Origin of the sequence: uncultured Ferrovibrio sp. (genome assembly GCF_937960835.1) — a bacterium.
Lineage (GTDB): Bacteria > Pseudomonadota > Alphaproteobacteria > Ferrovibrionales > Ferrovibrionaceae > Ferrovibrio.
The window spans coordinates 18,241-33,451 of sequence record NZ_CALGPC010000010.1; the positions used below are offsets into that span (position 1 = coordinate 18,241).

A 15,211-nucleotide genomic window follows, 5' to 3' on the forward strand; every position below is an offset into this window, starting at 1 on the left:
AGGCGTAAAAGTTCCGATTAGGCAGCGCCGAGCTTGGCGACACGGCGGGCATGCCGCCCGCCTTCAAACGGGGTCTCGAGAAAGGTCTTGAGGCAGTCTTTCGCCGTATCGAGCCCGATCAGCCGGGCGCCCAGGGCAATGACATTGGCGTCGTTGTGCTGGCGCGCCAGGCGGGCCGTCAGATGATCGTGGCAAAGGGCGGCCCGGCAGCCAGGAATGCGATTGGCAGCAATGGAAATGCCGATGCCGCTGCCGCAGATGGCGACACCGAACTGCGCCTCGCCGCGGGAAACCGCCTCGCCGAGGGCGCGGCCGAAATCGGGATAATCGACGCTATCGGCGCTCAAGGTCCCCAGATCAACAACTGAATAGCCCTGAGCCTTGAGGTCGTCTCGCAGGAGGTTCTTCAACTCGAAACCTGCGTGATCGGCGGCAAAGGCGACCGTGGGCTTGGACATCGGCGGGTACCTCGGGGAAGAACGCGCGGACCCTACAATATCCGGTGGCTAGTGCCAACCCTACCAACAAGAAAATGCCGTTTCCGGCTGAACTTCCACCCGCTCGCATTCGGGGTAAATCAAGAACTTTTTCTAAAAAGAAAAGCCCGGCGGGTATCCGCCGGGCCTTCCGCTCCGCCGAAGCGGATCAGTTCACGTAGTCGTAGGAACCGTTCTTCCAGACATACACCTTGTAAGCCGGGGTGGTGGTGTCGCCCTTGGCGTCGAACGAAACCTCGTTCAGCACGGTGCTGAACTTGCCCGAGCGGATCGCCTTCTCCACATCGGACGTCTTGAACGACTTCGCCTGGGTGGCAGCTTCGGCCCAGATCTGCACCGCGGCGTAGGTGTACAGGGTGTAACCCTCGGGGTCGTAGCCCTGCGCCTTGAACTTGTCGACCAGCGGCTTGGCGGCCTCGTTCTTGCGCGGGTCGGCGTCGAAGGTCATCAGCGTGCCCTCGCCGGCCGGGCCGGAGATCGCCCAGAACTGCTTGTCGACCAGAGCGTCACCGCCCATCAGCACGGCGTTCATGCCCTGCTCCTTGGCCTGACGGATGATCAGGCCGCCTTCCGGATGGTAGCCGCCGAGATAGATCAGCTCGATGCCGGCCGCCTTCATCTTGGAAACGAGCGCCGAGTAGTCCTTCTCGCCGGGCGTGATCGCCTCGTACATCGTTTCCTGCACGCCCTTGCTGTTCAGGCGCTTCTTGGTCTCGTCGGCAAGACCCTTACCGTAAGCGGTCTTGTCATGCAGGATCGCGACCTTCTTGCCCTTGAACTTCTCAAGGATGTAGTCGCCGGCGACGATGCCCTGCTGATCGTCACGGCCGCAGACGCGGAAGACATTCTTGTAGCCGCGGTCGGTGAAGGTCGGGTTGGTCGAGGCCGGCGTGATCTGCAGGATGTTCTCTTCCTTGTAGACATCCGACGCCGGGATCGACGAGCCCGAGCAGAAGTGGCCGATCACAGCGGCGACCTTTTCCTGCGCCGCGCGGTTGGCCACCGCCACCGCCTGCTTCGGATCGCACTGATCGTCGCCGAGGATCAGCTCAACCTTCTGACCGTTGACGCCGCCCTTGGCATTCAGATCGGCGACGGCCATTTCGGCACCGCGCTTCATCTGTTCACCGAAGGAAGCGAGCTGACCGGTGATCGGGCCGTTCAGCGCGATTTTCACCTGGGCTGACGCCGCGCCGGCGAACAACCCCACGGCTGCGATGACAGCCAAACCTGTCGAAAGTTTACGCATTGTCCTCTCCCTGTTTGATGCGCTGGTTCAAGAGTTTAGTCCAGTCCCGCGGGGCTCGGCAACAACCTCCGGTGACGGTCACTTTTCCCGCCACCCTAGCAACCCGTTCCGCTCGTAAAGCCACGGATACTGATGAACCATGAGATCCGCCAAAGTGATGCGGTATCCAAGGGTCGCGAGCCCCCAAAGGACCGCGGTGGAAACCAGATAGGGCAGCACGGCCAGCAACTGCTCCTGGAACAAAGCGTAAGCCAGGAAGCGGTTGGCGGCTGCGAGCAGCAGGCTATAGGGCACCACCTGCCAGTATGGCCGCCAAGTTCCCGCAATGGCCTGTCCCATCAAAAAGGCACAGCCGCCGGTCAGGATCACCGTCAGCCCGATGAATACTCCGATGCTCTCGCCGAGGATCGCGTTCATCCATGTCCCCCTTCGAGATAGGCGGCGCGAATTTGCTCGTTCGCCAGCAGCTCGGCGCCCGGGCCAGACATGGTGATCTTGCCGTTGACCAAGACATAGCCGCGATGCGCAAGCTTCAAGGCGTGATAGGCATTCTGCTCCACCAGCAATACCGTGACGCCGTCGCGCTTATTGATCTCCTCGATGATGGAAAAGATCTGCTTCACCACCAGCGGCGCGAGACCAAGCGAGGGCTCGTCGAGCAGCAGCAGGCGCGGACGGCTCATCAAGGCGCGTGCAATCGCCAGCATCTGCTGCTCGCCGCCGGAAAGTGTGCCGCCGCGCTGATCCCGGCGCTCCTTCAAGCGCGGGAATAAGGTGAAAGCACGTTCCAGATCTTCGTCAAAATGCGCGGGATTGGACGCGACCGCGCCCATGCGAAGATTTTCCAGAACAGTCATGCGGGGGAAAATCCGCCGCCCTTCCGGCGCATGAGCCAGGCCAAGACGGACGAGCTGATGCGTCGGAACGTTGACGATGCTCTTCCCTGCCAACTGTACATCACCATGACGCGGCTTGGGATTGCCGCAGATTGTCATCAGCAAGGTGGATTTGCCGGCCCCGTTCGCGCCGATCAGAGCAACGATTTCGCCCTCGGCGACTTCGAGGTCGACGCCCTTCAGAGCGTGCACCGCGCCATAATAGGTGTGAATGCCGGAGACGCGCAGCATCAGGCTGCCCCCGCTTCGCTGGTTTCTGGCTCGCCGAGATAGGCACGGATCACCGCCGGATCGTTGCGGATTTCCTCAGGGCTGCCATCGGCAATCTTCTTACCGTAATCGAGCACGATGATATGGTCCGAAATCTGCATCACGACGCTCATGTCATGTTCGATCAGCAGCACGCCGCAGTTATGGTGATCGCGAATGAAGCGAAGCAATCCGTTGAGTTCGGCTGACTCGCGTGGATTGAGGCCCGCAGCCGGCTCATCGAGACACAGCAACACAGGCTCAGTACACATCGCCCGGGCAATCTCAAGGCGGCGCTGTCCGCCATAAGGCAGGCTGCCGGCCTGCTCGTCAGCCACCGATAGAAGGTTGGTCCGATCCAGCCAGTACCGCGCCCGGTCGACCGCCTCCGCCTCAGCCTTGCGATAGCCCTTCCATCCGAACAGGCCCAGCAAGGTATAACCCGAGGCCCGCATCAACTTGTTGTGCTGCGCGACGATGAGGTTCTCAAGGACCGTCATCTTGGGGAACAGACGGATATTCTGGAAGGTACGCGCTACCCTTGCCTTTCCGGCTATATCGTTGCCATACATCCGTTCCAGCAGGAACTGCTGTTCGCCATTGGTGAGCGTCAGACGTCCGACGCTCGGGCGGTAGAAGCCGGCAATGCAGTTGAAGACCGTCGTCTTGCCGGCGCCGTTGGGGCCGATGATGGCGGTGATCTCACCCGGCCATGCATCGAAAGAGACGTCGTTGACGGCGACCAGGCCGCCGAACCGCATCGTCAGATGTTCGACCCGCAGCAGCGGGATCTTAGCCGCGCTCATGGCTTGCCTCCTCCGCTGCTGGATGGTTGCGTGGAAAGACGCAGGGTCGGTTCGCGATGGGCCAGCAGACCCTGAGGCCGCCAGATCATGATCAGCACCATGGCCGCACCGAAGGCCAACATGCGGAACAGAGAGAATTCTCGCGCCAGCTCCGGCAGCAGCGTGAGGAAAGCTGCCGCCAGCACGATGCCGGCCTGGCTGCCCATGCCGCCGAGCACCACGATGGCCAGGATCACCGCGGATTCAATGAAGCTGAAGCTTTCCGGACTGATGAAGCCTTGCCGGGTGGCGAAGAAGCTGCCTGCAAAGCCGCCGAACATTGCGCCGATGGCAAAGGCGGTCAGTTTCGTATTGGTCGGATTGATGCCCAGCGCCTTGCAGGCGATCTCATCCTCACGCAGCGCCTCCCAGGCCCGGCCGATCGGCAGCTTGCGGATGCGCATGGTGAACAGGTTGGTGATCAGCGCCAGCACCAGGATGACATAGTAGAGAAAGATGATCCGATGGATCGATGAATATTCCAGGCCGAACAGCTCATGGAACGCTGTCTGGCCGTCTTCCGGGCTGCTGGTGAACGGAAAACCGAAGAATGACGGCCGCTGAATTCCCGTGATGCCATTGGAGCCGCGGGTCACATCCGTCCAGTTCAGCAGAACGACGCGGATGATCTCGCCGAAGCCGAGCGTGACGATGGCGAGATAGTCCCCCCGCAGCCGCAGCACAGGGAAACCGAGAATGATGCCGAAGGTCGCAGCAAACAATCCTGCCAGCGGCAAGGCTTCCCAGAACCCGAAGCCAAAGTTCAGCGAGAGCAGCGCATAAGTATAGGCGCCGACAGCATAGAAGGCGACATAGCCAAGGTCGAGCAATCCCGCTAAGCCGACGACGATATTCAGTCCCCAGCCCAGCATCACATAGATCAGGACGACTGTCGCAAGGTCGACGACCGTGCGGTCCGCGAAGGGCATCATCGGCAGCGCAATCGCAAAAGCAATCAACGCCGGCATGAGGTATTTATCGGCCTGACTGCCAATGCGGGTCAGGATGTCCTTGCGAGCCGGCGCATTGGACTGCAGCGGTTCAGGGCGCCCCTGGCGCAACCGCCACCAATCGAAAAAGGCCAGCAGCGCCAAGCGGCCGATAAACACGCTCACTGCAGCGTAGGCAATCCAGTGGAACCGCGCGCGGATTCCCAAGGGACCGCCGGTATCGATCGTTTCAAACCCGAGCAGAGGCAGCGCCAGGACAGCCGCCACCAGAGCCGCGAGACCTGCATCGCGCAAACGCTGAGCGAATGTCATGATCACACCTTCTCGACTTCCGGACGGCCCAACAGGCCGGTTGGGCGGAAAATCAGCACAATGACCAGGATCGAAAAGGCCGCGACGTCCTTATACTCACTGCTGAAATAGGCTGCCCAGAAGGCCTCGATGAGGCCGATCAGCATGCCGCCGAGCATGGCACCCGGCAGGCTGCCGATGCCGCCCAGCACGGCTGCGGTGAACGCCTTCAAACCGGCCAGAAAGCCGATGTAGAAGTCGACCACGCCGTAATAGAGCGTCGTCATCAAGCCGGCGACAGCAGCCAGCATGGCTCCCAGCACGAAAGTCAGCGAGATGGTGCGATCAGTATTCACCCCGAGCAAGGCAGCCATGATCCGGTCCTGCTCGCAGGCGCGTTGCGCACGTCCCAAAGGCGTTGCGGCAATGAGCCAGGAGAAACCGGCCATCAGCAGAACGGTTACCACGATGATTATGATCTGCAGATAAGAGAGCGTGACCGTGAAGGTCTCGCCCTTCATCAGTTCGATGCCGCCGCGCACCATCGGCTGCAGCGGCTTGATCCGTGCGCCCTGCGCGATCTGCACATAGTTCTGCAGAAAGATCGACATGCCGATCGCCGAGATCAGCGGCGCAAGGCGGAACGAACCGCGCAATGGGCGGTAGGCGATGCGCTCGACGGTCCAGCCATACAGGCCAGTCAGCAGCATCGAGACGATCAGCACGATCAGCAATGCCAGCGGGACCCAGGTGATTCCGACGACGCCCAGCACAGCAAAGCTTATGACCGCGATGAAGGCGCCGATCATGTAGATTTCGCCATGGGCGAAATTGATCATGCCGATGATGCCGTACACCATCGTATAGCCGATGGCAATCAAGGCGTAGACGGCGCCAAGCGTGACGCCGTTTATCAATTGTTGAAGAAAATACTCCATTGGCCCCCGTTGATCACTCCCGCCCCTCCCGCTGCTGCTTTTCTAGAACATACTGCAGCTTACGGGCGGCCAAGCGTGCCAGTTCCCTTTTCGACAGTCGCGGATCGCCAACCATCGACACTTCTGTGCCGGTTGCTGGGTCGACAGCAATCACCTGTAACGCCGCCCCGATACGGCGGAACTCGATGATAGCCTCCCCATCACCGCTCCCTGACGCGTGTGACATGAAGGGTCTGTTACCATCACTCCACGAAGCGGCTCAAGTCATATCGGCTATTTCACAACAGGTAATGAATCTTGCTGCGCGGCATAACCTACTAGGGAAATTAAATTTCCAAAGCAGTATTTTCGGTCCGGCTTGCCCGATGGAATAGGTTATTTTATATATAAAATAATTCGCTCTGGGAGGGTGAGGTGCAGATTCTCAATCCCGCCGAATGGCCGAATCCAAAAGGCTACGCCAACGGCATCGCTGCGGAAGGCCAGCTTATCTTCGTTGCCGGTCAAATCGGCTGGAATGCGCAAGGGCAATTCGACAGCGACGATCTGGTCGACCAGACGCGTCAGGCTCTGCGCAATATCGTTCGCGTACTAGCGGAAGCCGGCGCCCGGCCGGAGCACATCACCCGCATGACCTGGTTTGTGGTGGATAAGCACGAATACCGCGTCCGCAACGGCGATCTGGGCAAGGTCTATCGCGAGATCATCGGCAAACATTATCCTGCCATGACGCTGGTGCAGGTAGCCGCGCTTCTGGAGGACCGCGCGAAGGTGGAGATCGAAGCCACCGCGGTCCTCCCTTCGCAGCGTTAGTCCGCCATCTTGCGGATCATTCGGATGATGCCTGAGTAGTCGCTCTGGCCATCGCCACTCTGGACATACTCAGAGAATAGCGCAGTCGCCTCGGCGCCCAGCGGCGTCTGGATCTTCGCAGACCGCGCTGCATCCTGCGACAGCTTCAGATCCTTCAGCATCAGCTCGGCCGCAAAGCCTGGCTTGTAATCGCGGTTCGCCGCCGAGGTCGGAACCGGGCCCGGGACCGGACAATGGTTGATCAGCGCCCAGCAGGAGCCTGAGGAGTTCGAGACGATATCGAACATCGACTGCGCGGAAAGCCCAAGCTTCTCAGCCATCACAAAGGCTTCGGAAATCGCGATCATCGAAATGCCGAGGATCATGTTGTTGCAGATCTTCGCGACCTGGCCATTCCCCGCACCGCCGGCGTGGACGATCTTCTTGCCCATTGCTTCCAGGATCGGCTTGGCCTTGAAGAAAGCTTCTTCACGGCCGCCGACCATGAAGGTCAAGGCGGCATTCTCGGCGCCAGCGACGCCGCCTGAAACCGGCGCATCCAGCATCATCATGCCTTTGGCTTCTGCCGCCTGGATCACTTCACGGGCGGTTTTCACATCAATGGTGGAGCTGTCGATAAACAGAGTGCCCGGCTTGGCGGCAGCAAGGATCCCCTTCTCGCCGGTATAAACCGAGGCGACATGCTTGCCCGCCGGCAACATGGTGATCACGATTTCGACGTCGCGGACGGCATCCTGTGCATTGCCGGCTTTTTCTCCGCCGGCATCGACGACCCTCTGCACCAGGTCTGCCGACAGGTCGAACGCTTTTACCCGGTGGCCGGCCTTCAACAGGTTGCGGGCCATCGGCCCGCCCATATTGCCTACGCCAATGAAGCCGATATACGCCATCACGCTCCTCCCATTCCGCTTATCTCTTAATCGAACTGAAGTTCACCCTCCGGCACTGGCTGGAAATACGCCTCGATATCGGCGTCGGGAACTTCTTCCAGCGTCGCGGGCTTCCATTTTGGCTGGTGATCCTTGTCGATGATCACCGCCCGCACGCCTTCATAGAAATCGTGGCCCAGAGCAACATGATTGCAGATCCGCCATTCCAGGCGCATGCAATCACGCAAAGAAAGGTTACGGCCACGCCGCAACTGGGCAAAGGTCAACTTCACAGAGGTCGGCGACTTGCTGCGGATAATTTTGACCTGCTCCTGAGCGAATTCGCTCGGATCGGCCTGCAAGGCATTCATGATCTCGGCGACCGAGGCGCCGCCAAAAAGGCGGTCGATCTGCGGCTGCATTTCCGCCAGCCTCGACGGCCCCGGATCGGTGCTGAACATGGCGACGAGGGCATCGACCGCAGCTTTGGTATCGGGCGCTGCTTCGATCAGCGCATCTTCCAGGGCTTGCATCTTCTCGCGCGGCACGAAATGCGTAGCCGCGCCAGCAGTGAGTATATCGGCACCTTTGAGCCGCGCGCCAGTCAAGCCCAGATAGGTCCCCAGCTCGCCGGGGCAGCGCGGCAGGAAGTAGGTGCCACCGACATCGGGGAACAAACCGATCCCCGTTTCCGGCATTGCGAAGGTCGCGAACTCGCTGATGATCCGATGGCTGCCATGGACGGACAGGCCCACGCCGCCTCCCATGAAGATGCCGTCGATCAGGGCGATGAAGGGTTTCGGATATTCGCCGATAAGCGTGTTGCAGCGGTACTCATCATACCAGAAGCGTTTCCTGTAGTCGGTCCCTTCCGGGCCACGGTCGGCCAGCTTGCGGATATCACCGCCGGCGCAGAACGCCTTGTCTCCGGCGCCTTTGATGATAACGGCTTTGATGGCCGGGTCCGCCTTCCATTGCCGCAGATGGGTCTCGAGCGGAACACACATGTCATGCGTCAGGGCGTTCAGCGCCTTCGGGCGGTTCAACAGGATGGTGCCGACGCCGTTACGAACAGAAAACTCGATGTCTTGGGTCATGGTACTCTTTTCTCAGTAATGGCCTAGTCGAAGGAGGCGCCGCTGAAGATGTGACGCGAGATGATTACGCGCATGATCTCGTTCGTGCCTTCCAGGATCTGATGGACCCGCGCGTCCCGCAAGAAACGCTCTAGCGGATAGTCCTTCAAATAACCATATCCCCCGTGCAATTGCAGCGCCTCGTTACAGACAAAAAAGCCAGCATCCGTCGCGAAGCGCTTTGCCATGGCGCAATACAGGCTTGCATCGGGAGATTTCGCATCCAGCTTGGCAGCCGCCTGCCGGATCATCAAGCGCGCCGCGGAAAGCTCGGTCGCCATATCTGCCAGCTTGAATTGCACGGCCTGAAAGCCGCCAATCGGCTGGCCGAATTGCTTGCGGTTGGCGACATATTCCCGCGTGACCTCAAGGCAGGCTTTGGCCGCGCCCAATGAACAGGCGCCGATGTTGATGCGGCCGCCATCCAGACCCGCCATGGCGATGCGGAACCCTTCTCCCTCCGCGCCGATCAGGTTCGCTTTCGGCACCTTGCAATCTTCGAAAATGACCATGGCCGTGGGCTGGCTGTTCCAGCCCAGCTTGCGCTCCTGCGCCCCGAAGGAAAGGCCGGGTGTTCCATTCTCCACGACAAGGCAGGACACGCCGCGCGATCCGGGCTCACCGGTACGCACCATGCAGACATAGATATCGGAACGGCCGCCGCCAGATATAAAGGCCTTGGTGCCGTTCAGAATGTAATGATCGCCGGCATCCACCGCTTTAGTCTGCAGGCTGGCGGCATCGGAGCCGGCATTGGGTTCGGTCAGGCAGTAGGAAGCAAAATGCTCCATGCTGCAAAGCTTCGGGAGGAAACGGCGGCGCTGCTCCTCGTTGCCGAAGCGGTCGATCATCCAGGCCGCCATGTTGTGGATCGAGATATAGGCCGCGGTCGATGTGCAGCCGGACGCCAGTTCCTCGAAGATGATCGCGGCATCCAGCCGCCCCAGGCCGGAACCGCCGACGTCCTCCGAAACATAAATGCCGCCAAAGCCTAAGCCGGCGGCCTCGCGCAATTCCTCTACCGGGAAGTGCTTTTCCTCGTCCCATTTCGCCGCGTTCGGCTTCATCCGCTCGGCGGCGAAGCGGCTGGCCATTTCTTTAATTGCCCGCTGGTCCTCGGAAAGCTCGAACATCATGATGTTTTCTCTCCCTTAGTTTCGGGTCTTAACGGCCCGCCAGAAGGCCGTCAACCCGCCCCACTCCCGGTGCTGGATGGAGTCGCATTGGCTGAATGCCTCGTGCTAGGGTCCGGCACATGCATCTCTTTTCTACGCGCATGCTTTGCCGCCGATGCTAACGGCCCAGCCGCCCGATGCGTCATTGCCCGGTCCGTCATTGACGAGCAATGCGGATTACGGCTGGCCCTTGCGTGGATTGTCTTACGGTCTCGCCATTTTGCTGTCAGGCTTTGGGCTTGCGGTAGCGGTTACCCCTGTTATTGCGGGGAGCCCGCGCATTGTCTGGCTGCCTGGCGCTCCCCCGATCCATGGCGATCTTCTGCTGGCCATCCCGCTGGTTGCTGGCTCGTTATTGACTCGCGACAGGTTTGGCCGCCTCTCGCGGATACTTTCGCTCGGGCTGGCCGCGTTGGCGATCGCGGCCCTGATCGGCTTCGAACTTCACATGAGCCTCCTCAGCGCGGCGTCGTCCAGCCCGCCGATGCCCGTGGGCCATATGGGACCGCTTGCGGCCTTCGGCTGCCTGCTCGGCGCGATACGACTATACGTTCCGCCCGCGAAGCGTCCGACGGTCAGCAACGTGCCTCTTGGCTGGACTGTGGCCATGACCCTCGTGGCTCTAGGGCTGGCGCTTGCTATCGGGACGTTGAACATCATGCCGCAATCGCCAGCTTGGACCCAGCATGCGGCCGCCTTGCCCGATGCCGCCATCACCTTGCTGTTGACCGGAGCAGCGCTGGCCGCCCGCACTTTTCATCGCTCGCCCGATGCGGCGCCACCTGTCATGCTCGCCGGGCAGGCGATTGTCTTGCTTGGCGGAATTTCGGCTTCATTCATTCTATGGCAAGCGAATGTCGTGGCCGCGGCTGACAGCGTCGTACCGGGCTTGGCTTTTGCGGCCTGCCTTCTGGCCACCTATATGATCGCGGGCCTGATCGCGCTTGCTATCCGCATCACGCTGCAGCAGCGCATCCTCGATCAGAATCGCGCCGCGCTTCAATCCACCAACGATCTTTTTCAAGCCGCCGCTCGCAGCAGCAAGCTAGGCGTCTGGGAATGGAACCTGGCTTCTGGCGAGGTGCTCATCATAGCCAATTATCTGATGGACGACACAAGTCATTCGGCGGAGACCAATCGCATCCGCATAAAGGACTTCACCGCTATCATTCACCCGCAGGACCAATCTCGGGTCATCCGCCAAGTGAATGACAGCCTGCGCATGGGAACTCCCTTCGAATGCGAGTTCCGATTGCTGCGCGGCGATGGCCACTTCATCTGGGTTTTATCGCGTGCCGAGGTTGTCCGCAGCGAGAATAATCGACCGCTGAAGATGATCGGCAGTATCGAGGATGTCGATCAGATCAAGCGGCAAATGAACGAGCTGGAATGGCAGCGCCAGTTGCTGGAGGAACAGTCGGTCAAGCTTGCGGAAACCGCCCAGGCTCTGACCATCGCCAAGGACGCGGCTGAGGCGGCCCATCGCGCCAAGTCCAGCTTCCTCGCCATGATGAGCCATGAAATACGCACGCCGATGAATGGCGTCCTTGGTATGCTGAGCCTGATGCATAAGGGCGGCCTGGATCCCGAGGTGAAGCGATACGCGGAGGTTGCTCAGCAATCGGCGCGTGACTTGCTGAGTCTGATCGACGACATTCTCGATGTCTCGAAACTCGAGGCCGGTAAGCTGAAGATCGAAGCCGTGGATTTCGATCTGCGCCCGACGATCGACAGTGTCATCTCTCTGATGGCCCCGCGGGCGACCGAAAACGGCAACCGCATTGAGCTCGATATCACTGCAGAAGTGCCGGAGCATCTGATCGGCGATCCGCTGCGGCTGCGGCAGATCCTTGCCAACCTGCTCAGCAACGCGATCAAGTTCACCGAGAATGGTCTGGTAACCGTCACGTTGACGGCGACCGCCCTGCAGAATGGCGAATTCCTCCTGTACTGCGCCATCCGCGATACCGGGATCGGCATTGCGCCCGAAATTCAGGAAAAACTGTTTGAGCCCTTCACCCAAGGCGACGCGTCCATGACGCGACGCTATGGAGGTACCGGTCTGGGGCTGACCATTTGCCGCCATCTCGTCCATCTCATGGGCGGCGAAATCGGTGTCATCAGCGCGCCGGGCGAAGGCTCCACCTTCTGGTTTACGCTGCGCTGCCGCGAAGATGTCGAACTGGTCGCCAGATTGGCGCAGGAAACCGCCAAGCTCGCCTCCACTTCCCCGGCGAATGACATCCAGCAATCGCCGTAGTCGGCCGACGAAACACCAGCCGGCTGGAAAAAACGAAAGCGCAAGAGACTAGTGCTTCGTTACCGCCCATTAACCAGTTCATCGCAGACTGGCCTCAGGGTGGTCCGGTTTGCAGTGAGGTTGGTCATGTTACCGATTCATCCTGGCATCCTTCTCGAAAGAGCGATCACCGCCCACGGCTTCGATCTTGAGCATTTCCATGAACATGCTCGCCTGCCGCGCAGGTTGCTGAGCCTGGTACTCTCCGGCGAGCGGCCGATCTCCCTTGGCCTGGCCCTTCGGCTGGGAAAGGTTTTTGGAACTTCACCCTGGGTCTGGCTTGCGTTTCAGGAGCGGTTTAATAAAGCTCTCTGAATGACCGAGAGCTATCTACCCCCGCTTCCATCCTTCCCCATTTCCCGTCCCCGGCGTCTGCGGCGTGCCGACTGGGTGCGGCGTCTTGTTGCCGAACAGCATGTGAGCGTCGACGACCTGATCTGGCCGATCTTCATCCATGATCAGGCGAAGAATGCCCCCATCCCGTCCATGCCCGGCGTCGAGCGCCTCAGTATCGACGCGGCCGTGACTGCGGCGAAGGAAGCCGAACAGCTGGGCATCCCCGCGATCGCGCTTTTCCCCGCCACCGATCCCGCGCTGAAGACCGAAACCGGCAAGGAAGCGACCAACCCCGACAACCTGATTTGCCGCACCGTCCGCGCCATCAAGGCTGCAACGACGAATATCGGCATCCTCTGTGACGTCGCCTTGGATCCCTATACGAGCCATGGCCATGACGGCCTGCTCAAGGACGGGGAAATCATCAACGACGAGACTGTCGCCGTGCTGGTCGAGCAGGCCCTGGTGCAGGCCCGGGCAGGCTGCGACATCATCGCGCCGTCCGACATGATGGATGGCCGTATCGGCGCTATCCGCCAGGCCCTGGACAAGGAAGGTTTCCAGCGCGTTCAGATCATGGCCTATGCGGCGAAATACGCGTCCGCCTTCTACGGCCCGTTCCGCGATGCAGTCGGCTCGGCGGTCAATCTGGGGCTCGGCGACAAGCGGACCTATCAGATGAATCCCGCAAATGGCGATGAGGCTTTGCGCGAGGTCGCGCTGGATATCGCCGAGGGTGCCGACATGGTCATGGTCAAGCCTGGCATGCCCTATCTGGATATCTGCTGGCGCGTAAAGCAAGCCTTCAAACTGCCGACCTTCGCCTATCAGGTGTCCGGCGAATACGCGATGCTGGCAGGCGCGGCCGAGCGTGGCTGGCTCGACCGCAGCAAGGTCGCTTGGGAGAGCCTGCTCTCCTTCAAACGGGCCGGTTGCGACGGCGTACTGACCTATTTCGCGCTAGACATTGCCCGCATGATTGCGGAGGGAAAGCGGCTGTAAATTTTCAGCCGCTTTCCAACTCTCAATAGGCTTTGGTCTTCTTGGCTTCCAAGCGGGCCATCAGGCTGGACGTATCCCAGCGATTGCCGCCCATCTGTTGGACCTCGCCATAGAACTGGTCGACCAGGCTGGTAACCGGCAGGCTGGTGCCGTTGCGCCGCGCTTCGGCCAAGCAGATACCGAGATCCTTGCGCATCCAGTCAACGGCGAAGCCGAAATCGAACCTGCCTTCAACCATCGTCTTGGCGCGATTGTCCATCTGCCAGGACTGTGCTGCACCCTTGGAAATCACTTCTACCGCCTTCATGACGTCCAGTCCGGCGGCGCGGCCAAAAGCCAGCGCCTCGGCAAGAGCCTGCACCAGCCCGGCGATGCAGATCTGGTTCATCATCTTCGTGAGCTGTCCGCTTCCCGGTGGGCCCATCAGGTTCTGCATCTTGGCATAGGCCTGGATGACCGGCTTCACCTTTTCATAATCGGCCGCGTCGCCGCCGCACATGATGGTCAGCTGACCATTCTCCGCTCCCGCCTGGCCGCCAGATACCGGCGCATCGACGAAGCCCAGGCCGGCTTCCTTTGCCCTGGCATGCAACTCCCGCGCAACATCCGCTGAGGCGGTGGTGTGGTCGACGAAGATGGCCCCCTTGGCCATGCCGGCGAAGGCTCCTGTCTCGCCATAGACGACCGAACGCAGATCGTCGTCGTTGCCGACGCAGGCCATGACGAACTCGGCCCCGGTGGCGGCCTCCTTCGGAGTGGCGGCTTTCCGGCCTTTATGCTGCTCAACCCAGCGGTCCGCTTTGGCGGGGGTGCGGTTCCAGACGGTCACCGTATGGCCGGCCTTAACTAAGTGTCCGGCCATCGGAAAGCCCATCACGCCGAGACCGATGAAAGCCACATTCGCCATCGTTTCCCCCAAAATAGCTGAATAATGAATGAGTTAGCTCTAGGAGCCGCGACAGCAGTTTGCACGAAGCCGGCCGGCGGGGCAATGCACTGATCGCCCCTCTTATCCGGCGACTGAGCCGGGCACAGACACAATTAGTGCTTGCAGCACAAGGGAAATTAAGGTAAACAAGACGCTGAGTAACCATACCTGGCGTGGGAGAAGCCCATTATGCCGCTCGAAATCCTCGGCGCAGGGGCCGCGGCGGGCAGCAGCGGTGCAAATGCCCGCGGTGCTCGCTTGGTACCAAGTGAAACGTCCAATGCTGCTTCCGCAGCAGTGCCGACGCAAAGCGAAAATACTGAACGACGGATGATGGAACTGCCATCACCGGCGCCGAATGTTGCCGCGTACCTGAGCCCCTTCATTCGCCTGGATCTGCAGACTCGGCTTGCCATCGTGCAGTATCGCGACAGCGAAACCGGTGAAGTACAGCAGCAGTATCCCAGCCCGCGTGTGGTGCGTGAGTATCAGCAAAACCGGCCTGAGACGGAGAGCAATTCGGCTCAACCGCAACAGGCCAAGATCGTGGGTAGCGCTGAGGACAAAGCCGCCCATGCATCCGCCGCCGTCGGCGGCAAGGCGTCCTTCCAGGCTACGGCGTCCTTTATGGGCACGACAACGGCCGCGGCGCCAAGCGGTCAGAACACAAAAGGTCGGCAAGTGGCTGTCGCCTGATTTTAGGTACGCACAGCCTCTTCCTGCCATCCGCCTGTAATT

General features: G+C 60.5%; 16 protein-coding genes. 5 read left to right on the forward strand and 11 right to left on the reverse strand.

Features of this window, described 5'->3' with window-relative positions:
- Positions 1–17: 17 nt before the first annotated feature.
- The 7 genes from rpiB to Q0603_RS10140 all read right to left on the reverse strand — a co-directional run bounded on the left by rpiB (position 18) and on the right by Q0603_RS10140 (position 5,915).
- Entirely contained in the window at positions 18–458 is a 441-nt protein-coding gene (gene rpiB, locus Q0603_RS10110; protein ID WP_298725217.1) for a ribose 5-phosphate isomerase B, read from the reverse strand.
- Positions 459–645: 187 nt separating this feature from the next.
- A complete protein-coding gene (locus Q0603_RS10115) occupies positions 646–1,746 on the reverse strand; it encodes a branched-chain amino acid ABC transporter substrate-binding protein (protein ID WP_298725219.1) in 1,101 nt (366 codons plus the stop codon).
- A gap of 78 nt (positions 1,747–1,824) precedes the next feature.
- The gene (locus Q0603_RS10120; protein ID WP_298725221.1) at positions 1,825–2,163 is read right to left on the reverse strand and encodes a DUF6867 family protein; all 339 of its coding nucleotides are present in this window, start codon (positions 2,161–2,163) and stop codon (positions 1,825–1,827) included.
- Entirely contained in the window at positions 2,160–2,873 is a 714-nt protein-coding gene (locus Q0603_RS10125) for an ABC transporter ATP-binding protein (RefSeq protein WP_298725223.1), read from the reverse strand. The genes Q0603_RS10120 and Q0603_RS10125 overlap by 4 nt, the downstream gene beginning before the upstream one ends.
- On the reverse strand, positions 2,873–3,697 hold the full coding sequence (locus tag Q0603_RS10130) for an ATP-binding cassette domain-containing protein (RefSeq protein ID WP_298725225.1): 825 nt from the start codon (positions 3,695–3,697) through the stop codon (positions 2,873–2,875). The genes Q0603_RS10125 and Q0603_RS10130 overlap by 1 nt, the downstream gene beginning before the upstream one ends.
- Complete coding sequence (gene livM, locus Q0603_RS10135; RefSeq protein WP_298725227.1) at positions 3,694–4,998, reverse strand: high-affinity branched-chain amino acid ABC transporter permease LivM; 1,305 nt, start codon at positions 4,996–4,998, stop codon at positions 3,694–3,696. The genes Q0603_RS10130 and livM overlap by 4 nt, the downstream gene beginning before the upstream one ends.
- Before the next feature lie 2 nt (positions 4,999–5,000).
- Entirely contained in the window at positions 5,001–5,915 is a 915-nt protein-coding gene (locus Q0603_RS10140) for a branched-chain amino acid ABC transporter permease LivH (protein WP_298725229.1), read from the reverse strand.
- 414 nt (positions 5,916–6,329) lie between these two features.
- Here Q0603_RS10140 and Q0603_RS10145 point away from each other — a divergent pair, with 414 nt between their 5' ends.
- Positions 6,330–6,728 carry a RidA family protein gene (locus tag Q0603_RS10145; RefSeq protein ID WP_298725231.1) on the forward strand — a complete coding sequence of 133 codons (399 nt, stop codon included), beginning with the start codon at positions 6,330–6,332 and terminating at the stop codon, positions 6,726–6,728.
- Here the strand turns inward: Q0603_RS10145 and mmsB are convergent.
- Genes mmsB through Q0603_RS10160 form a run of 3 tightly spaced genes read right to left on the reverse strand, consistent with a single transcriptional unit; the run spans position 6,725 to position 9,869 of the window.
- The gene (gene mmsB / locus Q0603_RS10150) at positions 6,725–7,618 is read right to left on the reverse strand and encodes a 3-hydroxyisobutyrate dehydrogenase (RefSeq protein WP_298725233.1); all 894 of its coding nucleotides are present in this window, start codon (positions 7,616–7,618) and stop codon (positions 6,725–6,727) included. The two genes, Q0603_RS10145 and mmsB, sit on opposite strands and share 4 nt — an antisense overlap.
- Positions 7,619–7,644: 26 nt before the next feature.
- Complete coding sequence (locus tag Q0603_RS10155) at positions 7,645–8,694, reverse strand: enoyl-CoA hydratase/isomerase family protein (RefSeq protein ID WP_298725235.1); 1,050 nt, start codon at positions 8,692–8,694, stop codon at positions 7,645–7,647.
- Positions 8,695–8,717: 23 nt separating this feature from the next.
- Positions 8,718–9,869 (reverse strand): isobutyryl-CoA dehydrogenase, encoded by a 1,152-nt coding sequence (locus Q0603_RS10160; RefSeq protein ID WP_298725236.1) that lies wholly within the window; start codon positions 9,867–9,869, stop codon positions 8,718–8,720.
- 154 nt (positions 9,870–10,023) lie between these two features.
- Between Q0603_RS10160 and Q0603_RS10165 the strand changes: the two genes are divergently transcribed.
- The 3 genes from Q0603_RS10165 (at position 10,024) to hemB (ending at position 13,545) form a co-directional block, all read left to right on the forward strand.
- Positions 10,024–12,168: an ATP-binding protein gene (locus Q0603_RS10165; RefSeq protein ID WP_298725237.1), complete on the forward strand. Its 2,145-nt coding sequence runs from the start codon at positions 10,024–10,026 to the stop codon at positions 12,166–12,168.
- Positions 12,169–12,294: 126 nt separating this feature from the next.
- A complete protein-coding gene (locus Q0603_RS10170; protein ID WP_298725239.1) occupies positions 12,295–12,522 on the forward strand; it encodes a HigA family addiction module antitoxin in 228 nt (75 codons plus the stop codon).
- On the forward strand, positions 12,523–13,545 hold the full coding sequence (hemB, locus tag Q0603_RS10175; RefSeq protein WP_298725241.1) for a porphobilinogen synthase: 1,023 nt from the start codon (positions 12,523–12,525) through the stop codon (positions 13,543–13,545).
- A 22-nt stretch (positions 13,546–13,567) separates the two neighbouring features.
- On the opposite strand, the gene Q0603_RS10180 is transcribed toward hemB, so the two are convergent.
- Entirely contained in the window at positions 13,568–14,452 is an 885-nt protein-coding gene (locus tag Q0603_RS10180) for an NAD(P)-dependent oxidoreductase (RefSeq protein ID WP_298725243.1), read from the reverse strand.
- A gap of 210 nt (positions 14,453–14,662) precedes the next feature.
- On the opposite strand from Q0603_RS10180, the gene Q0603_RS10185 reads away from it, so the two are divergent.
- A complete protein-coding gene (locus Q0603_RS10185) occupies positions 14,663–15,169 on the forward strand; it encodes a hypothetical protein (RefSeq protein ID WP_298725245.1) in 507 nt (168 codons plus the stop codon).
- Positions 15,170–15,211: the final 42 nt, after the last annotated feature.